Source organism: Extensimonas vulgaris (assembly GCF_003337425.1).
Classification (GTDB): Bacteria; Pseudomonadota; Gammaproteobacteria; order Burkholderiales; family Burkholderiaceae_C; genus Extensimonas; species Extensimonas vulgaris.
The window spans coordinates 1-21,113 of sequence record NZ_QPJU01000004.1 but is presented as its reverse complement, the minus strand read 5'-3'; the positions used below and the strand labels follow the sequence as shown (position 1 = coordinate 21,113).

The window sequence follows — 21,113 nt, the reverse complement described above, 5'->3', positions numbered from 1 at the left end:
CCATACGCCGGCAGCATGAGAGCGCTCAAAATGCTCCCAAAAGCATATCTGCAGACGCTTGCCAATTGCGCACAAAAGCCATTTTTTATGCGCAATCTTTGCTCACGCTGCGCGCACGCGCAGCGTGCTCGTCACGCCCGCGAGCGCCGCAAAGCCTGCGGCCACCCACAGCGCCACGATGGGCGCACGCCCGAGCTGCGCGGGCCACAGCGAAAACAAGCCCGCGAGCACCACCGCGCCCAGCGTCTGCCCCGTGAGCCGCGCCGTGCCCAGCATGCCGCTGGCCGCGCCGCTGCGGTGCAAGGGCGCCGAGGTCACGATGGTGTGGTTGTTGGGCGACTGGAACAGCGCAAAACCCGCGCCGCACAGCGCCAGGCGCCAGACCATGTCGAAATTCGTCGGCTGCGCCGGCAGCAGCGCAAGCAGCAGCAGCCCGCAGGCAAACACCGCCATGCCTATGCCCCCCAGCAGCCCACCGGGGTAGCGCCCGATCAGCCGCCCGGCCAGCGGCGCCACCGCCACGATGGCCAAGGGCCAGGCCGAGATCAGCAGACCCGCCTGCAAGTGCGTGCGTCCGAAAGTGTCGAGCAGCAAAAAGGGCAGCGCTACATAAGCCAGCGTCTGCGCGCAGAACGCCCCGACGGACGAAGCCATGGAAAGCGCAAACACCCGGATGCGCAGCAAGTCGATCGGAAACAGGGGCGCCGCCAGGTGGCGCTGGCGCCGCACATAGAACCAGCCCACCAGCACCCCCGCGACGAGCAGCGCCCAGCCCAGCCCGGCATCCACACCCGCCTTCTGCTCTCTGCGCACCCCCAGTTGATCGACGCCGACGAACACCAGGCTGAACATCAACACGTTGAGCAGCACGTCGAGCCAGCCCAGGCGCTGCGCGCCCGTGTGCGGGTGGGCATTGAACGGCAGTGCGCGCCACCCCAGCCACAGCACGAAGGCCCCGAGCGGCAGGTTGAGCGCAAACAGCCAGGGCCACGAGGCCACCGACAAGATCGCCGCCGCCACCGCCGGCCCGGCCACGGAAGACACCGCCACCACCATCGAATTGATGGCCATGCCCCGCCCCAGCAGCGCGCGCGGGTAAATCAGCCGCACCAGCGCCGTGTTCACACTCATCACCCCGGCGGCTCCCAGGCCCTGCACGGCGCGCGCCAAAATCAGAGTCCAGAGCGAATGCGCGAGCATCGCACCCAGCGAAGCCAGCGTGAACAAGATCACCCCGCCCAGGTACACGCGCCGGTAGCCCAGCCGCTCGCCCAGCGCCGCGAGTGGCAACAGCATCACCAGCGTCGCCATCTGGTAGGCGTTGAGCACCCAGATCGCTTGCGCCGCGTCGGCCTGCAACTCCTGCGCGATGCCGGGCAGCGCCAGATTGACGATGCTCGCGTCGAGCACCGCCGCAGCGATGCCACAGACCACCACCAGCATCGCAAGGCTGCTCGCGCGCTCGGGATCGGGCGCGCCGGGTGTTGCAGACAGGCTTTTGGGCAGGCTCTCGGGCGGCAAGGAGTGGCCAGCCTTCGCAGGAGCGGACATTGCGGCAGCAGACGCCGCGGCCGGGCTCGCCTGCATGACGGAATGAAAAGAAGAAGAACGCATAGCCGTCGATTGTCGCCAGCTCCGCCCGATGGCGTGCGGCGCTGCGCGAGAAACCCGGCGGCCCCGCTGTGCGGCTTGCGCACCTTGACATGCGCTGCGCGCCGCTGCCCCTGACAAGCAGCGAGCATTGGCCCTGTGGATGCGCAGCAGCGCAAAATCCACGCTATTGCACAGCCCCCTGCTGTGGGCACCGCACCTACCGGACTCCTTCGCACCATGCTTCGCATCACACCCTCCACCCCCTACCCGCTGTACGACACCGCGGCCACGCGCCGCATCGAACAAGCCGCTGCCGCCACGCTGCCGCCGCACACCTTGATGCAGCGCGCAGGCTTGGCGGTGGCGCGGCTCGCGCTGGCGCTCGCGCCGCACGCGCGTACCGTGTGGGTCGCCTGCGGCCCCGGCAATAACGGCGGGGACGGACTCGAAGCCGCGATGCACCTGCGCCAATGGGGGCTTGCACCCGTGGTCACCTGGCTTGGCGACGAAGCCCATGCCCCCGCCGACGCGCGCGCCTCGCTCGCACGCGCCCGCGCCGCCGGCGTGTGCTTTGCCGACGCGCCGCCTGCGCTGCAGGCGCAAGACCTCTGCATAGACGCGCTGCTCGGCATCGGTGTGACGCGCGCCCCCGAAGGGCGCATGGCCGCATGGCTCGCGCACATGGCGGCAAGCCCCGCGCGCAGCCTGGCCGTCGATCTGCCCACGGGCCTGAACGCCGACACGGGCCGCTGGCTGCGCCCGGATGCTATTTATTCAGAAGCTACTAGTGATTTCTACACGGGCGAAAACGGCCATTTTTATGCCGAAAACCGCCGCCACACGCTGAGCCTGCTCACGCTCAAACCCGGCTTGTTCACCTGCGAAGGCCGCGACGCCTGCGGCACGCTGTGGTTCGACGATCTGGGCGTGGCGCCCGAAACCGACATGTCTAGGAGCCTGTCGGACTTTGGAATCGTCGGCTGCGAATGCGCCGCAGCGGCCCATTTTTTACCGTCTTCTTGCCCCATAGTCCCGCTATGGGGCGGCGAATCCGGCAAAAACTGGCCTCGCCGGGGCCCATTCTCGCTTTCGAAGCCCAAAGTCCGACAGGCTCCTAGCGCCGACATGCCCGCGAGCGCCTGGCTCAGTGGCCCGCCCGCGCCCGCACCGCGTGCGCACGCAAGCCACAAGGGCAGCTTTGGCGACGTGGCCGTGGTCGGCGGCGAAGGGCTCGCGCGGCGCGGCCTGGGCATGACGGGGGCCGCGCTGCTGGCCGCCTCTGCCGCGCTGCACGGCGGCGCCGGGCGCGTGCTGCTCGCGCTGCTCGACGATGCGGGCCTGGCCGTCGATGTGCAGCAGCCCGAGCTCATGCTGCGCCGCTTCGAGGTGCTCGCGCTCGAGCAGCTCAGCGTGGTATGCGGCTGCGGTGGCGGCGAGGCCGTGCGCGCCGTGCTGCCCGCGGTGCTCGAACACGCCGCGCGGCTCGTGCTCGACGCCGACGCGCTCAACACCATCGCCGCAACGCCGCCGCTGCAAGCGCTGCTGGCCGCACGCGCGAGCCGCGGCCAGCCCACCGTGCTTACGCCGCACCCGCTCGAAGCCGCGCGCCTGCTCGGTACCGATGCGGCAAGTGTCCAGGCCGACCGCCTGCGCGCCGCACGCGCGCTGGCCGAGCGCTTTCAGTGCGTGGCCGTGCTCAAAGGCTCGGGCACCGTCGTCGCCGCGCCCGGCGCCGCGCCCAGCATCAATCCGACGGGCAACGCACGCCTGGCCACCGCCGGCACGGGCGACGTGCTCGCGGGCCTGATCGGTGCGCGCCTTGCCGCCGGACACACGGCCTTGCAAGCGGCGTGCGCCGCCGTGTACCAGCACGGCCAGGCCGCCGACCAATGGCTCGCGGGACGCACGCTCACGGCGGGGGCTTTGGCGCGAAGTTTGTGTGTTTGAGACGTGCCGCCGAAGGCGCCAAAGGGGCGCGTCAACGCCGCGGAGGGCGTTTCCCGGCAGCGTCTTTGCCTGCCTTCTTCATCCCCTTGCGGCTGGTGCGCGCTGCGGGGCGTTCGAGCCCGGCCGCTTCAGGCTTTTTCTCGCGTTTGCGTGGCGTCCGCGGGTTTGACTTGGGCGCTGCATCGGGCACGGCGTCGGGCACCGGGGCAGACACTTCGCGCGCCGCAGCTTGGTCGGTGTTTTTCTCACCCTTGTCCTTGGCGCTGCGCGCCGGACGATCCTCGCCCTCGCGCACGAGGCGAAAGTCGATGCGGCGGCCGTCCAGATCGACGCGGCTGACCTGCACGCGCAGCCGCGTGCCTATGCCATAGCGAATGCCCGTGCGCTCGCCGCGCAGTTCCTGGCGCGCTTCGTCGAAGCGGAAATACTCGCCGCCGAGCTCGGTGATGTGCACCAGCCCTTCGACGTACAAGGCGTCGAGCGTGACGAAGATGCCAAAACCCGTGACGGCACTGACCACGCCGCTGAATTCCTCACCCAGGTGCTCGCGCATGTATTTGCACTTGAGCCAGGCTTCCACGTCACGGCTGGCCTCGTCCGCGCGGCGCTCGTTGGCGCTGCAGTGCAGGCCCGCAGCCTCCCAGGCGAGCAGTTCCGGGTCCACGCGCACCGGCGCCTCGGCCTGTGCGCCGGCTCCCGCACGCCCCGCAAGGCGCTTGGCGAGCTTGAACTGGGCTTCGCCGGGCGTGGGCAAAGGGGGCAAACGGTATTTTTTGCCCGCCAGGATGGCCTTGATGACGCGGTGCACCAGCAAGTCGGGGTAGCGCCGGATGGGGCTCGTGAAATGCGTGTAGGCCTCGAACGCCAGGCCGAAATGGCCGCTGTTGTAGGGCGTGTAGATCGCTTGCTGCATGGAGCGCAGCAGCATGGTGTGGATCTGCTGCGCATCGGGCCGGGCTTTGGTCGCCTCGGCGATGGCCTGGAATTCTGCGGGGCGCGGATTCTCGCTGATCGACATGCCCACGGCCATGGCCTTGAGGTAGTTGCGCAGAACTTCGAGTTTTTCGGGCGTGGGGCCTTCGTGCACGCGGTACAGGCTGGCGTGGCCGCCTTGGGCGATGAAGTCGGCGCTGCACTCGTTGGCCGCGAGCATGGCCTCTTCGATCAGGCGGTGCGCCTCGTTGCGCGTGCGCGGCACGATTTTTTCGATGCGGCCGTTGTCGTCGCAAATGATCTGTGTCTCGGTGGTTTCGAAGTCCACCGCGCCGCGCGCCTGCCGCGCCTGCAGCAGCGCACGATAGACGTCGTGCAGGTGCAGCAAGTCCTGCACGCGCTCGGCGTATTTCGCGGCCTCGGGCCCGCGCGTGTTGGCCAAGATCGCGGCCACCTCGGTGTAGGTGAAGCGCGCGTGGCTGCGCATCACCGCGGGGTAGAACTGGTAGGCGTGCACCTCGCCCTTGGCGGTGACGAGCATGTCGCAAACCATGCACAGCCGCTCGACCTGCGGATTGAGCGAGCACAGCCCGTTGCTGAGCTTTTCCGGCAGCATGGGGATCACGCGACGCGGGAAATACACGCTCGTGGCGCGCTCGTAAGCGTCGGTGTCTATGGCGCTGCCGGTCTTCACGTAGTGGCTCACGTCGGCGATCGCCACGAGCAGGCGCCAACCCTTGCCGCGCCCCACGCGCGCAGGCTCGGCGTAAACGGCGTCGTCGAAGTCGCGCGCATCCTCGCCATCGATGGTGACGAGCGGCACATCGGTCAGGTCTATGCGCGCGCGCTTGTCCTGCGCGCGCACCTTGTCGGGCAAGGCCTTGGTTTCAGCCAGACATTCAGCCGAAAACACATGCGGCACGCCGTACTTGCGCACGGCGATTTCGATTTCCATGCCCGGGTCATCGACCTCGCCGAGCACCTCGGTCACGCGCCCCACGGGCTGGCCGAACAGCGCCGGCGGCTCGGTCAGCTGCACCACCACCACCTGCCCCGGCTTCGCGCTGCCCGTCGCGCCCTTGGGAATCAAAATGTCCTGCCCATAGCGCTTGTCCTCGGGCGCGACGAGCCACACACCGCTTTCCTGCAGCAGGCGCCCGATGATGGGCTGCGGCGGACGCTCGATGATCTCGACCACATGCCCCTCGGGGCGGCCGCGCCGGTCGTAGCGCACGATGCGCACGCGCACCCTGTCCTTGTGCAGCACGGCGCGCATTTCATTCGGCGGCAGATAGATGTCGGGCTCGCCATCGTCGCGGATGACAAAGCCATGCCCATCGCGATGCCCCTGCACCGTGCCCACGATCTCATCGGTCAGGCGACTTTGTTGGGCGCCTGCGCTCGAGGCTCTGACTGAAGTGGTTTTTTTAGTGTACAATTTCGTTCTTTCCTGAAATGCCCAGGTGGCGGAATTGGTAGACGCACTAGTTTCAGGTACTAGCGAGTAACATCGTGGAGGTTCGAGTCCTCTCCTGGGCACCACGCAAAAACCTGCGCAAAGCGCACCGGTATTTCATCCAAGATTTTGGCTTAGCCTGCAATGACGATTCATTGCAGGCTTTTTTGTGCGTCTTTTTCTTTTGCCGACAGAAAAGGGCTTGCAGCATAGACCGCAAGCCCCTTGGAGAAGTCAAAACTTGGTCGGAGCGGCGGGATTCGAACTCGCGACCCTCTGCTCCCAAAGCAGATGCGCTACCAGGCTGCGCTACGCTCCGACAAACGGCAATTCTACCGTGCAAAATGGGCTTTCCTGGCGAAGCCGTGCGGCTTTTTGTTCAACGGCTTGAGCCTGACGTTCCTGAAGGCGCCGGGCCACGGCCGGGCAGATGACGGAAGGTGATGCGGCCCTTGGTCAAGTCATAAGGCGACATTTCGAGCGACACCCGGTCGCCCGCCAGAATGCGAATATGGTGTTTGCGCATCTTTCCGCCGGTATAGGCAATCAGTTGGTGACCGTTGTCGAGCGTTACACGAAAACGTGAATCCGGCAGCACTTCGGTCACGACGCCCTGCATTTCGATCAATTCTTCTTTGGCCATAAATTGTTTTTTGACAAATGTGATTTTTCTTTGCGCCAGCGCAGCAAAAATCCATGCCCGCTGAGTCTGTGGCGCCGATAGATGCGGACAGAGATGAACTGCTGCAAGCGCGGTAAAAGTTCTCCGCGCCCAAGGGCGCAGCGCATTGCGGCCCACGATGCACCGCTGGCTGGCGCCCCAAAGCCAGGGACTCAGACTGCTGAAGGCAAAGGCGCCGCACAGCGCCGTGCAAAACGGCTGATTGTAACGCCAGCGGTTTTTTGCTGCGCGCCTACAATGCGCAGCTTTTCGAGAGGCATCTTTCTTGCACGACCGTCTATTCGTCGCCCTGCAACAGATTCTGCCCAAACGGGCGCTCACCGTGCTGGCCGGCCGTTTTGCACGCGCCCAGTTGGGGGCTTTGACGCATTTTGCAATCCGCCGATTCGTGGCCCACTACCGCGTGGACATGGCCGAAGCAGCCCAGCCCGATATTGCGCGTTATGCCAGCTTCAACGACTTTTTCACGCGCGCCTTGCGCGCCGATGCTCGCCCCCTGGCCCAAGCGGACTGGATCTGCCCAGTCGATGGTGCAATCAGCCAGTTCGGCGCGATCGAGGCGGGGCAGATTTTCCAGGCTAAGGGACATTCTTACAGCGCCACGGCCTTGCTCGGCGGCGATGCTGCGCTTGCAGCGCAGTTCGCGCAGGGCTACTTTGCCACGCTTTACTTGAGCCCGCGTGACTACCACCGCATCCACATGCCTTGCGCCGGAGAATTGCAGCGCATGGTGCATGTGCCCGGCGAGTTGTTTTCGGTCAACCCGGCCACGGCACGTGGCATTCCCGGGCTTTTTGCGCGCAACGAGCGTGTGCTCTGCGTATTCGACTCCGTCCACGGCCCCTTCGTTCTCGTTCTCGTGGGCGCGACCATCGTCGGCAGCATGGCCACGGTGTGGCACGGGCAGGTGAATCCGCCGCGCCCCGGCGTGGTGCGCCGCTGGGACTACAGCGCGGGCCAAGTACGACTAGAGCAAGGGCAGGAGATGGGGCGCTTTCAGCTCGGCTCGACCGTGGTACTGCTGCTGCCGCGCAAGCCGAACCTGTCCTTGCAATTCCATCCCCGGTGGCAAGCCGGCCAGGGCGTGCGGCTCGGCGAGGCCATGGCTTCGTATTCAGCCGGCTGACCCCACCCCCCGTCCGCTGCACGCCGGCTTGCGCCTTTCGCTCAGGCAAGCACGGGCACACCCGTCTTGGCGCGCAGCGTGTCCATGGTCACGCCCGGCGCGAGTTCGATGAGCTTGAGCCCTTGCGGCGTGACGTCGAGCACCGCCAGGTCGGTGATGATGCGATCGACCACGCCCACGCCCGTGAGCGGCAACGTGCACTGAGGCAGGATTTTCAAGTCTTCGCCGCCATCCTTGCGGCGCGCCACGTGCTCCATGAGCACGATCACGCGCGGCACGCCGGCCACCAAGTCCATGGCCCCGCCCATGCCTTTGACCATCTTGCCAGGGATCATCCAGTTGGCCAGATCGCCCTTTTCGCTGACTTGCATCGCGCCCAGGATCGACAGGTTGATCTTGCCGCCGCGGATCATCGCGAAAGACTGATCGCTGCTGAAAATCGACGAGCCCTTGATCGTCGTCACGGTCTGCTTGCCCGCGTTGATCAGGTCGGGATCGACTTCGTCCTCATACGGGAAGGGCCCTATGCCGAGCATGCCGTTTTCGCTCTGCAGCCACACTTCGACGTGGTTGGGCACATGGTTGGCCACCAGCGTGGGGATGCCAATGCCGAGGTTGACATAAAAGCCATCTTGCAATTCCTGCGCTGCGCGCGCAGCCATTTGGTCATGATTCCAGGGCATGACGTTCTCCTTTATTTGCGGTTGCGCGTGGTGAGTTTTTCGATGCGTTTTTCGGGCGTGGGGTTGTGCACGATGCGGTGCACGTAAATGCCCGGCAAGTGAATGTCATCCGGGGCCAGCTCGCCCGTTGCCACCACGCGCTCGACTTCGACGATGCAGATTTTTCCGGCCATGGCTACAGCCGGGTTGAAGTTGCGCGCCGTCAGGTGAAAGCGCAGATTGCCCGCGCGATCGGCGATGTCGGCCTTGACCAGCGCCACGTCGGGCACGAGCGAGCGTTCCATGACGTAAGTCTCGCCGTCAAACTCGCGCAGCTCCTTGCCCTCGGCCACGAGCGTGCCCACACCGGTCTTGGTGAAAAACGCCGGGATGCCTGCACCACCCGCACGCAGCTTTTCTGCCAGCGTACCTTGCGGCGTGAATTCGAGTTCGAGCTCACCGGAGAGGTACTGACGCTCGAACTCCTTGTTTTCGCCCACGTAGGACGAGATCATTTTCTTGATCTGGCGCGTCTCGAGCAGCTTGCCCAAGCCAAAGCCATCGACACCAGCGTTGTTCGAGATCACCGTGAGGTTCTTCACCCCCGAGTCGCGCAGCGCGTCGATCAGGGCCTCGGGAATGCCGCACAAACCAAAGCCACCCACGGCGAGCGTCTGGCCATCGGCCACCACGCCGCGCAAGGCATCGGCAGCGGAAGGAAATACTTTGTTCACCATTACCTCCTTACATAAAGGAATTCGAAGATACTACGTATTTTTATAAGTAGTATTCCGTAGAGAAAAATCCCATGAGCGACCCAAGTCCCGATTATCGATTGGCCTTCGAGATGGCGCCCGTGGGCCTCGTGCTTTCGCGTAACCGCACCATGGTGGACTGCAATCGGCTGGTGTGCGAGATATTCGGTGCCTCGCGTGAGGTCTTGATCGGCCAATCCTTTCAGGTGCTCTACCCCAGCGCCGACGAATACGAACGCCAAGGTGCGCGCATGGCGCCCATTTTGAATGCCAAGGGCCATTACGCCGATGACCGCATCATGAAGCGTGCCAGCGGTGAATTGTTCTGGTGCCATGTGGCCGGCCGCGCGCTCAACCGCGCTGCGCCGCACGAATCGGGCATCTGGAGCTTCGAAGACCTGAGCGCGCAGCGCCCCGTACACGCCCAGCTCACGGGCCGCGAGCGCGAAGTCGCGGCCCGTCTGCTCGAAGGACTCACGTCCAAGGAGATCGGCAAGGCACTGGGCATCAGCCATCGCACCGTGGAAATTTATCGCGCCCGCCTCATGCGCAAGTACGGCGCCTCGACGACCACCGATCTCGTGCACAAATTGCTCGCCGGCCAATGAGCGCGCGCAGGAGGCAAGCACAGCAAGCGCTCGAGCGGCGATGCTGGCGCTCAGCCGTGGCTGGCAGCCTGTCGGACTTTGGAATCGTCGGCTGCGAATGCGCCGCAGCGGCCCATTTTTTACCGTCTTCTTGCCCCATAGTCCCGCTATGGGGCGGCGAATCCGGCAAAAACTGGCCTCGCTGGGGCCCATTCTCGCTATCGACGCCCAAAGTCCGACAGGCTGCTGGCATGCAGTGATGTGATCGGCTCGCGCATCACCTGCAGTGTGGCGTGCTGGATGCCGAAACGGTGTTGCAACTCTTCGGCGATGCGGTGCAGTGCGGCATCGCCCAGCGGCCCGCCAGGTGCGATCAAATGCGCCGAAAGAGCGATCTGCGTGGTTCCCATGGCCCAGATGTGCAGGTCGTCCACGCGCTCCACGCCGGGCAGCTGTTCGAGGTAAGCGCGCACGGCGAGCGGGTCCACGCGCTCGGGCACGCCGTCGAACAATAGGCGTGTGGATTCGCGCAGCAGCCCCCAGCTGCCAAGCACGATCACCACGGCCACCGTCAGGCTCATCACCGGATCCAGCCAGCTCCAGCCGCGCCACAGGTACAGCGCCCCCGCAATCACCACGCCCAGCGACACCAGCGCGTCGGCTGCCATGTGCAAAAAGGCGCCGCGCACGTTCAGGTCGCCGTGCTGGCCGCGCAGGAACAGCAGCGCCGTGGCACTGTTGACCACGATGCCGGCAGCGGCCACGCCCACCACCGTCCAGCCTTGCACGGCCTGCGGCTGCGCCAGGCGCTGCACCGCCTCCCAGGCCAGCCAGCCCATGGCCGCAAACAGCAGCACCGCGTTGGCAAAAGCCGCGAGGATGGAGGCGCGCTGCCAGCCATAGGTGTGGCGTGCGTCGGGCTTGAGGCGCAGCGCCCAGGCCCCGGCCCAGGCCAGCGCCAAACCTGCCACGTCGCTCAGGTTGTGCGCCGCGTCGGCAAGCAAGGCGAGCGAGCCGGCCCACCAGCCGCTTGCCACTTCGAGCACGACGAAGCCAAGGTTGAGCGCGATGCCGAACGCAAACGCGCGACTGAAATCCTGCCCGGCTGCGCCGTGGTGGTGTTCATGGTGAAAGTGCCCATGGCAGGGGTGGCGCACGCCCGGCCCACAGGCATGGGGGTTGGCGTCGGCGTGGCCGCGATCTGCAGGTGGGTGGAGGGTATGCCCTTGGTCGATCTCTTTGTGCCCGCCCGGCCGTGCAAGCGGTGTCGGCACTGCCCCAGGCCCTTCAGGCGCCCTGCCCTCGCCTTGCCCCATGGCACTGCTCATTTGTTGCGCAGCAGTACCTTGAGCACGTTTTGCAGGCGGCGCGCCTGCGCGGCGTCGTAGGGCGCGGCAAGCAGCTTGGCTACGTCCTGCGTCCAGGTCTGGGCCGGCGCGGGCTCGTTGCGGCGCGTGAGCAACTGCAGTTGCAGCAGGCGGCGCGCGCTCAATTGCTCTGCGGGCGTGGGTACTTCGGCGGCGATCTCCAGGCGCAACAGCGATTGTTCGGCATCGGCCGCAGACGCCGTGGGCGCGGCAGACAGGGCCTGCACCCAGGCATTGCGCTGCGCTGCGCTCACGCGCACGCCCAGTTGTTGCGCAGCGGGTACGAGCGCCGGATCACGTTTTTCCCAGGCCGTGAGCAAGTGCGTGAGCACCTCGCCGTGCGCCTGCGCCGCGAGCTTTTTGAGCGCCAGCTGGGCACGCTCCAGCGCTTCACGCTGCGCACGGAAAGCCGCATCGCCCAGGCGCGGGGCACGTTCTGCGCGTTCCCCGCGCCCTTCCCGCCCTTCATAACCGCCCCGTCCTGCACGCTCACCCGTTCGGCTGGCATCACGCCCGAATGCAGCGCGCCCGCCTTCGGGGCGTGCATCACGTCGGCCTGCGGGCCGGGCGCCGTGCGGGTGTGTGGCAGGCAGATTCTTCTGCGCACCGGGCCGGTCGTCGCCGCGCACGGCGATCACGGGGCGCGGTGCGGGTTTGGCGGCAGCGGGGGCAGGTGCCACCGTTTCTGCCGCAGCACCTGCAGCTTCGGCAGCTTCACTTTCAGGAGCTATCTGCGTATATTCTACGGGCGCTACGGGCTGATTTTGTTCAGATTCTGCAGCGGCGGGAGCAGGCTGCGCAGGTGCAGCAGCTGGAGCCGCGGGTGCGGCGCCAGGCTCGGGCACGGCCGGCGCATGCAGCGCGGCGTCGAGCGCGGCCATGGCGGCGCGGATCTGCTGCGCATCGCCGCTTGCGCTTGCCGCTTCGAGGGCCCGCGCGGCCTCGATCACGGCGCGATCGCGCGCAGACAGCGCAGCCTCGGCCTTGCTGCGCTCGGCCGTTTTGCGCTGAAAGGCTTCATCGATCGGCTGGCGAAATGACTCCCAGAGCTTTTGCTCGAGCTTGCGATCGAGCGGCACGGCCTGCGCCTCGGCCTGCCAGCGCTGCTGCAAGGCCCGCACGGCGTCTATGCGCAGGCTCGGCGCAGCGGCCAAGGCCTGCGCCTCTTCGATCAACGCGTGGCGGCGGGCGAGGCTTTCTTTTTGCGCGGCTTCGAGCGGCGCGCTGGCCTCGGCCATGGCCTGTTTCCACAACGGCTGCAATTCGGCAAAAACCTTTTCGGACACGTGTCCGGCGTCGCGCCAGCGTTCGGCAAACTGGTGCAGGGCGCGCTGCAGCCCCTTCCAGTCGCCCGCAGCGGCCAAGGCCTGCGCCTGCGTTTGCGCCCAGGTTTTGAGCTCCTCGATCAGGGCCTCGCGCTGGGCGCGGTGCTGCGCAGCTTCGGCGCGCACCTTCTCGAGCCATTCTTCGACGACTTTGTGCGCGGCATTGCAGGCATCATCAAAGCGCTTCCACAGTGCATGGTTGGGCGCACTGCTTTGGTCGGCCTGCTTCCATTGCTCGCGCAGCTGGCGCAAGGTTTCCTGCATCTTGCGCCCGCCCAGTGCCTGGCCCTCGGGGCGCTGCAGCAGTGCCTCGGCCTTGGCGACGAGTTCTTCGCGCACCTGGTCGGCGCTCCAGCGCTGCCAGCCTTCGAGCTCGCCCGCGGCCACCAGTGCCTGGTGCACTTGCTGCTCCAGGGCCGCGCCTATGTGTTTGCCGTGTTCTTTGAGCACGGCACGCAGCGCCGCGGCAGCGGCGGAGCTGGCCTTGCCCTGGCCTTCGGCGGTGGCTTGTTCAAGTACGGCGAGCGCGCTGCGCACGGCCTGCTCGGCTTTTTCGCGCACTTCGGGCGCGATCGGAGGTTTGGCGGGGCGCTCGGGCCGCGCGACGGCCTCGCTCGGCAGGCCGCGCGCGGCGCGCAGCTCTTCGGCCCACACCGGCACGGGCGGCAGCGGCGCTTGCGCGTCTTCGGCCGCAGCCACGGCCTGCGCGAGCGCGGCCTCGAAGGCCTCCCACACGGCGAGCAGCTGCGTGCGCGAAGTTTCGAGCAGCGGCGGAAAGCGCGCTTCCACGCTCGCCCAACTCGCGTCGCCCGTGAGCTCGTCGGCCTGCGTCTGCCAGCGCGCGATGTCGGCACGCAATTGCTCGAGCGCCGCCTGCGCGTCGCGCCAAGGCTTGGTCGAGAGCACCTCGATGCGCTGCGCGAGCAGCACCGCGGCCTCGCGCTGTACCTGCACGCGGTGCTGCAGGTCTTCGATCACCTTGACGCGCTCGGCCAGCTGCGCCTTGAGCGTGGCGAGCGGCTCGCGCGACAGCGGCGCGCCGGCTTTCGCGGCGTCGCGCTGCCAGGCCAGCGCGTCGGCGATGTTGAGCTTGGGCGCGGCCAGCAGCGCCTGGGCTTTTTCGGCCCATTCGGCGGCGATGGCTTCTTGTGCCTTGGCACGGCGGATTTCGTCGAGGCGCTCGCGCACCGCACGCGCCGCCCCTTTGTCGCGCGCGCTGAGCTCTTTGAACACCTCCTGCAGCTGCTCGGGCGCGGGCTGAGTGGCCAGCCACTCGCGGATACGCGCGGCGCGCTCGCCGGAGGTGGCGGCCGAGAAAGCGCCGCCGGTCAGCGCATCGAGCGGATGCGGCTCGTGGGTCTTGCTCGGGGCCGGAGCCGGGGTCACTTCAGGTGCATCGGACATTTTGCTGCGGGAAAAAAATGGAAACATGAATCCAGTCGATTAGAGAAACACCGAAAGCCCGTCGCGGCCGGCGCTTGCGAGCAACGGGCGACGCATCGCCGGCGCGTGCTTTCGGGTGTGGCAAAAGCGCTATTTTGACCGGCTTCGTACGATGATCCCAGATTGTCCATTAGGCGGTGCTGCGCACCTACGCGGGCGCTGGCGGACTGCTGCCGGTCATTTTGGCCGCGGCTTCGGCGTCCATGACACTGGCCATGGACTTCTCACCCACGACCAAACTGCCACGCCAGCCGCCTCGCCATCATCCCGCGTCCTAATGGACATTCTGGGATGATCCCAGCGATTTATGCGTCCAGGGCCGCGGCCGAGCCGGCCTGCTTGCGCAGCTCGAACTTCTGGATCTTGCCCGTGCTGGTCTTGGGCAGCTCGCCAAAGACCACGGCGCGCGGCACTTTGAAGCCTGCGAGGTGCGCGCGGCAATGGGCGATGATGTCCTCGGCCGTGACCTGCGCGCCAGGCTTGAGTTCGATGAAGGCACAGGGCGTCTCGCCCCATTTCGGGTCAGGCTTGGCGACCACGGCGGCCGCGAGCACGGCCGGGTGGCGGTAGAGCACGTCCTCGACTTCGATCGAGGAGATGTTCTCGCCGCCCGAGATGATGATGTCCTTGCTGCGGTCCTTGATCTTGATGTAGCCGTCGGGGTATTGCACGCCGAGGTCGCCGCTGTGAAACCAGCCGCCGCGGAAGGCTTCCGCCGTGGCCTCGGGGTTCTTGAGGTAGCCCTTCATCGCGATGTTGCCGCGGAACATGATCTCGCCCATGGTTTCTCCGTCCTGCGGCACGGGCTGCATGGTTTCGGGGTCGAGCACGCGCACGTCGCGCTCGAGGTGGTAGCGCACGCCCTGGCGCGCGTTCAGGCGCGCGCGCTCGCCGATGTCGAGCTGGTTCCAGGCTTCATGCTTGGCGCACACCGTGGCTGGGCCATAGACCTCGGTCAGACCATACACGTGCGTGAGGTCGAAGCCCAGCATCTCCATGCCCTCGATCATCGAGGCCGGCGGCGCGGCGCCCGCGACCATGGCCTTGATGCCTTTGGGCACGCCCTCCTTGAGCGCGGCCGGTGCATTCACGAGCAGGCTGTGCACGATGGGCGCGCCGCAGTAGTGCGTGACGCCGTGCTGGCGCATGGCGTCGAAAATGGCCTGCGCCTCGACGCGGCGCAGGCACACGTTCACGCCCGCGCGCGCCGCCACCGTCCACGGGAAACACCAGCCGTTGCAGTGGAACATGGGCAGCGTCCATAGATAGACCGCGTGCTTGGGCATGTCCCATTCGAGCACGTTGGAGATGGCGTTGAGCGCCGCGCCGCGGTGGTGATAAACCACCCCTTTGGGGTTGCCCGTGGTGCCGCTGGTGTAATTGAGGGCGATCGCGTCCCATTCGTCGGCGGGCAGCTCCCAGGCAAACTGCGGATCGCCCTCTGCGAGCAAGTCCTCGTAACTCAGGCTGCCCAGGCGCTGCGCCGCGGGGCCATAAACGGCGTCTTCCACGTCGATCAGCAGCAGCGGCTGTGGGTTCTGGCGCAGGGCCAGGGCCTTGGCCATGACGGGTGCGAATTCGGGATCGACGATGACCGCGCGCGCTTCGCCGTGGTCGAGCATGAAGGCGATGGCTTCGGGGTCGAGCCGGGTGTTGAGCGCATTGAGCACCGCGCCCGCCATGGGCACGCCGAAGTGCGCCTCGACCATAGGCGGCGTGTTGGGCAACATCACGGCCACGGTGTCGTTCTTGCCTATGCCGCGCTGGCGCAGGGCGCTGGCCAGGCGCCGGCAGCGCGCGTAGGTGTCGCGCCAGTTCTGGCGCAGGCTGCCGTGCACGATGGCCAGGCGCTCGGGATAGACCTCAGCCGTGCGCTCGATGAAGGACAGGGGCGAGAGCGGTGCGTAATTGGCTGCGTTGCGCTCGAGATGCTGGTCGAAGATGCTGCTCATGAAGGGCTCCTTGCGTTTTTCCTACACCCCCGATTACAGCAAAAGCGGCTGACGCGAGGCTGATCAATGCCTGGCCTGCCCATCGGCCCATCGGCCCATCGGGGCGACGCCCACGGCATTGGGCGACAATCGCGCCGTGTCCATCCCTCAGTCTTTCATCGAAGAACTGCTCGCGCACGTCGATATGGTCGACGTCGTGGGCCGCTACGTCCCGCTCAAGAAAAGCGGCGCCAATTTCATGGGTCTGTGCCCGTTTCATGCAGAAAAATCGCCCTCGTTCAGCGTGAGCCCGTCCAAGCAGTTCTTCCACTGCTTCGGCTGCGGCAAGAGCGGCGACGCCATCGGCTTCCTGATGGAGCACGCGGGGCTGGACTTCGTCGAGGCGGTGCACGAGCTGGCGCAGCAAGTCGGCCTGCAGGTGCCCGAGGAGCACGCCTCGACGCAGGACAAGGCACGCGCTGCGGCCCAGCGGCAACAGCGCGCCACTTTGACCGAAGTGCTCGCGCGTGCCGCCGCCGCCTATGGCGAGGAGCTGCGCAAGTCTCCGCGCGCCATCGCCTACCTCAAACAGCGCGGCGTGTCGGGCGCCGTGGCCAAGCGCTATGGGCTTGGGTACGCGCCCGAAGGCTGGCACAAGCTCGCGGGCGTCTTTGCCCATTACGACGACCCGCTGCTCGAGGAGGCGGGCCTGGTCATCGTGCAGCCCGAAGACCACAAGCGCTACGACCGTTTTCGCGACCGCGTGATGTTCCCGATCCGCAACGTCAAGGGCGAGTGCATAGGCTTTGGCGGGCGCGTGCTCGGCGACGAAAAGCCCAAATACCTCAACTCGCCCGAAACGCCGGTGTTTCACAAGGGGCGCGAGCTGTACGGCCTGTTCGAGGCGCGCAGCGCAATCCGCGAGCATGGCTACGCGCTCGTGACCGAGGGCTACATGGACGTGGTGGCGCTCGCGCAGCTCGGCTTTCCGAACGCGGTGGCCACGCTGGGCACCGCCTGCACGCCCGAGCATGTGCAAAAGCTGCTGCGCTTTACCGACGCCGTGGTGTTCAGCTTCGACGGCGACGCCGCGGGCCGGCGCGCCGCGCGCAAGGCGCTCGACGCCGCCTTGCCGCACGCGCAGGACACGCGCAGCTTCAAGTTTTTGTTCCTGCCGCCCGAGCATGACCCCGACAGCTTCATCCGCGCCTGGGGCCGCGATGCGTTTGCGCGCCACATCGGCGACGCAGTGCCGCTGAGCCGTTTTCTGCTCGACGCCGCGAGCGAAGGCTGCGACCTGGGCACGCCCGAAGGCCGTGCGCAGATGACACACCACGCCCGGCCTCTGTGGAGCGCGCTGCCCGAAGGGCTGCTCAAGCGCCAGCTGCTCGGCGAATTCGCGAGCCTCGCGCAAATCGACGCTGCGGAGCTCAGTGAATTCTGGGCGCAGGCGCAACACCCTGCGCCCGGCGCAGGCGCCCATCCAGCGGGCACGAAGCAGCGCGGCGGCCTGATCGCCCACCCGCGCGGCAGGTTCACGGGTGCCGCGGCCAGCCCTTACGCCGCGACGGCATGGCGCGCCCACCTGCCGCGCTCCGCGCCCACGAGTCGCGCCGACCACGCCGTGCGGCTGCTGCTGTCGCACATGGCCTTCCTCGAAGAGCTCGCACCCGAAGACCATGCAGCCCTGAGTGCTTTGCCGCCGCCGCACGGGCCCTTGTTCATCTGGCTCGAAGAGCAGCTACACACGCACGGCGTGCAGACCTGGGCGCTGCTGCGCGAGCGCCTGCGCGGCCACGCCTGCGCGCCGCTGGCCGAAAAGCTCATGACCGGCTCGCATGCCCAGACCGAGGGAGACCTGCACGAGCTGCGCGCCGAACTGCGCGACCTGCTCAACCGCGTGCTGATCGAACAGATCAAGGCCGAGGAAAGCACGCTCATCGCCACGGCCAGCCAAGACCCGGCGGCGCTGCAGCGCTACCGCGAGCTGCAAGCCCGGCGCAAGGCGCTGGAGGCGGCGCACAGCCTGCGCTTGCACTCTTGAAATTCGACCTCCTGCTATAATTTAGGGTTCATTGGCAAGAGCGACAGCAGCACCTCCGAGCCGGGCCCGCGCATGCCTTCCTACTTGGTATGAGATGGCAGCGCAAAACACAGCACCGCGTAAATCTAGTTACGCGCGGCCCATCCATCGCAAGGACTGCACACCAAATGTTCGCCCAGACATCTTGCCAGCGCACTCGATGTGCAGCCCGTTGTTCGTTGTTTTTGGTGCCCGGGGGCCGAACATGCGAATGCGGCAAGGATGGTTCGGCGCTCGTTGCGCGGCCATTTTGCCCTGCGATCGGGGGCGTGTTTTCATGCGCATGTGAAGGTTCGTTCCAAGGTTTGTGCCAAAAGGCGTGGACTTTTTCCAGCGCGCGTGCGCATTGCTCACGAGGCACTTTGTTTTTGCCCCTTGTCTGCGCCATGTATGCCTTCACATTTGAGCCCATCCTGACCGTTTTTTGACTCCGAGGTCTTTTCAATGTCTGCCACAAAGTCCGCGAAGCCTGCGATGTCTGCTACTTCCGCCACCTCCGCATCTTCCACCGTCGCGGCCAAGAAGAAAAAAGAAAAAATCACGGCCGCTCCAGCGACCGCTGCCAGCGAGCCCGTGACCACCGACGTCCAAGCCGTGGCCAGCCCGCCCAAGACCACACGCGCTGCAGCCACGAAAGAAAAACAAACCGCTGAAAAAGCAACCGTTGCTGCTGCGCAACAGCCGGCTGCCAAACCTGCAAAGCGCGCGAGCAAAACACCCAGTGGCAGCACGCAGGCCGACAAGCCTGCCCGTGCTGACACTGCCGATACCCAAGCGCCCGCCAAGGCAGCGGCCAAAACGTCCGCCAAGCGCGGCCGCAAGTCCAAGGTCGCCGAAGCACCGGCGCTCGACGATGCCGATCTTGGCGAGGGCGATTTGGACCTCGCGCTCGACCTGGATGTTGAAATCGAGGCAGATGTCACCGCCGAGGTGCCTCCCGAAGCCGAAGCCGCGCCGGTCGAAAAAGCCAAACCACTGCGCATGAAGCTCAGCAAGGCCAAAGAGCGCGCCTTGATGAAGGAGTTTGGCCTCGACGAAACAGTGCTGTCCGAGGAAGACCTGGCCAAGCGCCGTTCGCGCCTGAAGGCGCTGATCAAGCTAGGCAAGACACGCGGCTACCTCACGCACGTCGAAATCTCCGACCACCTGCCCGACAAGCTCGTCGATGCCGAGACGCTCGAAGCCGTGATCGCCACGCTCAACGATCTGGGCGTGGCCGTGTACGAACAAACGCCTGATGCCGAGGCGCTGATCATCACCGACAACGCCCCCACGGGTGCGAGCGAAGAAGAAGCCGAGGAGGCCGCCGAAGCTGCACTTTCTACGGTGGACAGCGAATTCGGCCGCACCACCGACCCGGTGCGCATGTACATGCGCGAAATGGGCACGGTGGAACTGCTCACGCGCGAAGGCGAAATCGAAATCGCCAAGCGCATCGAAGGCGGCCTGATGGCCATGATGGAAGCGATCAGCGCCTCGCCCGCGACGATCGCCGAAATCCTGCGCATGGCCGACGAAATTCGCGAAGGCAAGGTCAACATCTCCACCGTGGTCGATGGTTTTTCGAACCCCAACGAAGCCGACGACTACGTGGCCGAGGAGGACTTCGACGAATTCGACGAAGCCGACGACGATGACGGCAAGGGCGGCTCCAAGGCCCTGACCAAGAAGCTCGAAGAGCTCAAGCGACAGGCGCTGGAGCGCTTTGACAAGCTGCGTGCGCTGTTCGAGCAGATGCATGCCATCTATGAAAAAGAAGGCTACGGCACGCCCGCCTATCTGGAAGTGCAACGTGCGCTGTCGGCCGAGCTCATGACCATTCGTTTCACGGCCAAGACCATCGAGAAGCTGTGCGACATGGTGCGCGAGCAGGTCGATGACATCCGCAAGAAGGAGCGCGAGCTGCGCCGCATCATCGTCGACAAGTGCGGCATGCCGCAGGAAGTCTTCATCAAGGAATTCCCGCCCAACCTGCTGAACCTTCGCTGGGTCGAGCAGCAGGCCGCGGCAGGCAAACCCTGGAGCGCCGTGCTCGCGCGCAACATTCCGCCGGTGCAGGACTTGCAGCAAAAGCTGATCGACCTGCAGCAGCGCGTGGTGGTACCGCTGGCCGAGCTCAAAGACATCCACAAGCGCATGAACGAGGGCGAAAAGGCCAGCCGCGACGCGAAGAAGGAGATGATCGAGGCCAACCTGCGTCTCGTGATTTCGATCGCCAAGAAATACACCAACCGTGGCCTGCAGTTCCTGGATTTGATTCAAGAGGGCAACATCGGCCTGATGAAGGCGGTTGACAAGTTCGAATACCGGCGCGGCTACAAGTTCTCGACCTACGCGACCTGGTGGATCCGCCAGGCGATCACGCGCTCGATCGCCGACCAGGCGCGCACCATCCGCATCCCGGTGCACATGATCGAGACCATCAACAAGATGAACCGCATCTCGCGCCAGCACCTGCAGGAGTTCGGCTTCGAGCCCGATGCCTCGCTGCTCGCCGAAAAGATGGAGATGCCCGAGGACAAGATCCGCAAGATCATGAAGATCGCCAAAGAGCCGATCTCCATGGAAACGCCGATCGGTGACGACGAGGACAGCCACCTGGGCGACTTCATCGAGGACAGCAGCAACACCGCACCCGTCGATGCCGCGATGCAAGCCGGTCTGCGCGACGTGGTCAAGGACATCCTCGACAGCCTCACGCCGCGCGAAGCCAAGGTGCTGCGCATGCGCTTTGGCATCGAAATGTCCACCGACCACACGCTCGAGGAAGTCGGCAAGCAATTCGACGTGACGCGCGAGCGCATCCGCCAGATCGAGGCCAAGGCGCTGCGCAAGCTCAAGCACCCGAGCCGCTCGGAAAAGCTGCGCAGCTTCATCGACTCCCTGTGAACGCGCGCGATCTTGCACGCCGCACCAAGCGCGCAGCAAGGTAGAGCAGCCCGGACGGGCTGCTAGTGTAGTGTTCGACGCTATTTGCGACATAAAACCGCGTCTTTTCGGCCTGGGCCGCGTTGCAAATCCTCGCGATACCACCCGGTATCGCTGCGGTTTGCGCCTTGCCCAGACCAAAAATCCATCGGTTTTATTTGTCGCATCAAGCATCAAACACTACACTAGTGTAGTGTTTTATTCTTGATGAAGCTTAAAATCTGGCTGGGATTTCATCGATTCACGATGATCCCCAAAAGGAGCCAGGCCATGCGGGTAGCCCCCAAAGTTGAAT

General features: G+C 65.8%; 13 protein-coding genes and 2 tRNA genes. 6 read left to right on the top strand and 9 right to left on the bottom strand.

Going from position 1 to position 21,113, the window contains the following annotated elements; all coding sequences use genetic code 11:
• Nucleotides 1-102: 102 nt before the first annotated feature.
• Entirely contained in the window at nt 103-1,551 is a 1,449-nt protein-coding gene (locus DFR45_RS07265; RefSeq protein WP_421782208.1) for an MFS transporter, read from the bottom strand.
• A 279-nt stretch (nt 1,552-1,830) separates the two neighbouring features.
• On the opposite strand from DFR45_RS07265, the gene DFR45_RS14685 reads away from it, so the two are divergent.
• Nucleotides 1,831-3,540 (top strand): NAD(P)H-hydrate dehydratase, encoded by a 1,710-nt coding sequence (locus DFR45_RS14685; protein WP_241659363.1) that lies wholly within the window; start codon nt 1,831-1,833, stop codon nt 3,538-3,540.
• Nucleotides 3,541-3,571: 31 nt separating this feature from the next.
• Here the strand turns inward: DFR45_RS14685 and rnr are convergent, their stop codons facing one another.
• Complete coding sequence (gene rnr / locus DFR45_RS07250) at nt 3,572-5,911, bottom strand: ribonuclease R (protein ID WP_114483047.1); 2,340 nt, start codon at nt 5,909-5,911, stop codon at nt 3,572-3,574.
• 19 nt (nt 5,912-5,930) lie between these two features.
• On the opposite strand from rnr, the gene DFR45_RS07245 reads away from it, so the two are divergent.
• Nucleotides 5,931-6,015: transfer RNA gene (locus DFR45_RS07245), tRNA-Leu, on the top strand.
• 156 nt (nt 6,016-6,171) lie between these two features.
• Here the strand turns inward: DFR45_RS07245 and DFR45_RS07240 are convergent.
• Both DFR45_RS07240 and infA read right to left on the bottom strand, forming a co-directional pair.
• Nucleotides 6,172-6,248 (bottom strand) — tRNA-Pro (locus DFR45_RS07240).
• Between the two features lie 60 nt (nt 6,249-6,308).
• The gene (gene infA, locus DFR45_RS07235) at nt 6,309-6,572 is read right to left on the bottom strand and encodes a translation initiation factor IF-1 (RefSeq protein WP_114483046.1); all 264 of its coding nucleotides are present in this window, start codon (nt 6,570-6,572) and stop codon (nt 6,309-6,311) included.
• Nucleotides 6,573-6,876: 304 nt separating this feature from the next.
• Here infA and asd point away from each other — a divergent pair, with 304 nt between their 5' ends.
• Nucleotides 6,877-7,737 carry an archaetidylserine decarboxylase gene (asd, locus tag DFR45_RS07230; RefSeq protein ID WP_114483045.1) on the top strand — a complete coding sequence of 287 codons (861 nt, stop codon included), beginning with the start codon at nt 6,877-6,879 and terminating at the stop codon, nt 7,735-7,737.
• Nucleotides 7,738-7,778: 41 nt separating this feature from the next.
• Here asd and DFR45_RS07225 read toward each other — a convergent pair whose 3' ends face one another.
• Both DFR45_RS07225 and DFR45_RS07220 read right to left on the bottom strand, forming a co-directional pair.
• The gene (locus DFR45_RS07225) at nt 7,779-8,420 is read right to left on the bottom strand and encodes a CoA transferase subunit B (RefSeq protein ID WP_114483044.1); all 642 of its coding nucleotides are present in this window, start codon (nt 8,418-8,420) and stop codon (nt 7,779-7,781) included.
• Nucleotides 8,421-8,431: 11 nt separating this feature from the next.
• The gene (locus DFR45_RS07220; protein WP_114483228.1) at nt 8,432-9,133 is read right to left on the bottom strand and encodes a CoA transferase subunit A; all 702 of its coding nucleotides are present in this window, start codon (nt 9,131-9,133) and stop codon (nt 8,432-8,434) included.
• A gap of 74 nt (nt 9,134-9,207) precedes the next feature.
• Here DFR45_RS07220 and DFR45_RS07215 point away from each other — a divergent pair, with 74 nt between their 5' ends.
• Entirely contained in the window at nt 9,208-9,762 is a 555-nt protein-coding gene (locus DFR45_RS07215) for a LuxR C-terminal-related transcriptional regulator (protein ID WP_114483043.1), read from the top strand.
• A gap of 197 nt (nt 9,763-9,959) precedes the next feature.
• Here the strand turns inward: DFR45_RS07215 and DFR45_RS07210 are convergent, their stop codons facing one another.
• The 3 genes from DFR45_RS07210 to DFR45_RS07200 form a co-directional block, all read right to left on the bottom strand.
• Entirely contained in the window at nt 9,960-11,057 is a 1,098-nt protein-coding gene (locus DFR45_RS07210) for a cation diffusion facilitator family transporter (protein ID WP_114483227.1), read from the bottom strand.
• Nucleotides 11,058-11,065: 8 nt separating this feature from the next.
• The gene (locus tag DFR45_RS07205; RefSeq protein ID WP_114483042.1) at nt 11,066-13,864 is read right to left on the bottom strand and encodes a DUF349 domain-containing protein; all 2,799 of its coding nucleotides are present in this window, start codon (nt 13,862-13,864) and stop codon (nt 11,066-11,068) included.
• 317 nt (nt 13,865-14,181) lie between these two features.
• Nucleotides 14,182-15,828: an acyl-CoA synthetase gene (locus tag DFR45_RS07200; protein WP_114483041.1), complete on the bottom strand. Its 1,647-nt coding sequence runs from the start codon at nt 15,826-15,828 to the stop codon at nt 14,182-14,184.
• 136 nt (nt 15,829-15,964) lie between these two features.
• Between DFR45_RS07200 and dnaG the strand changes: the two genes are divergently transcribed.
• Together dnaG and rpoD are read left to right on the top strand one after the other, a co-directional pair.
• On the top strand, nt 15,965-17,851 hold the full coding sequence (dnaG, locus tag DFR45_RS07195) for a DNA primase (protein ID WP_114483226.1): 1,887 nt from the start codon (nt 15,965-15,967) through the stop codon (nt 17,849-17,851).
• 513 nt (nt 17,852-18,364) lie between these two features.
• Nucleotides 18,365-20,779, top strand: a complete 2,415-nt coding sequence (gene rpoD, locus DFR45_RS07190; protein WP_421782118.1) for an RNA polymerase sigma factor RpoD — start codon at nt 18,365-18,367, stop codon at nt 20,777-20,779.
• Nucleotides 20,780-21,113: the final 334 nt, after the last annotated feature.

What these genes read in the sequence shown, in the direction of transcription:
- infA (WP_114483046.1), bottom strand. Translation starts at nt 6,572, where the DNA reads ATGGCCAAAGAAGAATTGATCGAAATGCAGGGCGTCGTGACCGAAGTG.
- rpoD (WP_421782118.1), top strand. Translation starts at nt 18,365, where the DNA reads ATGTCTGCTACTTCCGCCACCTCCGCATCTTCCACCGTCGCGGCCAAG.
- DFR45_RS14685 (WP_241659363.1), top strand. Translation starts at nt 1,831, where the DNA reads ATGCTTCGCATCACACCCTCCACCCCCTACCCGCTGTACGACACCGCG.
- DFR45_RS07205 (WP_114483042.1), bottom strand. Translation starts at nt 13,864, where the DNA reads ATGTTTCCATTTTTTTCCCGCAGCAAAATGTCCGATGCACCTGAAGTG.
- DFR45_RS07210 (WP_114483227.1), bottom strand. Translation starts at nt 11,057, where the DNA reads ATGGGGCAAGGCGAGGGCAGGGCGCCTGAAGGGCCTGGGGCAGTGCCG.
- DFR45_RS07200 (WP_114483041.1), bottom strand. Translation starts at nt 15,828, where the DNA reads ATGAGCAGCATCTTCGACCAGCATCTCGAGCGCAACGCAGCCAATTAC.
- DFR45_RS07215 (WP_114483043.1), top strand. Translation starts at nt 9,208, where the DNA reads ATGAGCGACCCAAGTCCCGATTATCGATTGGCCTTCGAGATGGCGCCC.
- DFR45_RS07265 (WP_421782208.1), bottom strand. Translation starts at nt 1,551, where the DNA reads ATGTCCGCTCCTGCGAAGGCTGGCCACTCCTTGCCGCCCGAGAGCCTG.
- DFR45_RS07225 (WP_114483044.1), bottom strand. Translation starts at nt 8,420, where the DNA reads ATGCCCTGGAATCATGACCAAATGGCTGCGCGCGCAGCGCAGGAATTG.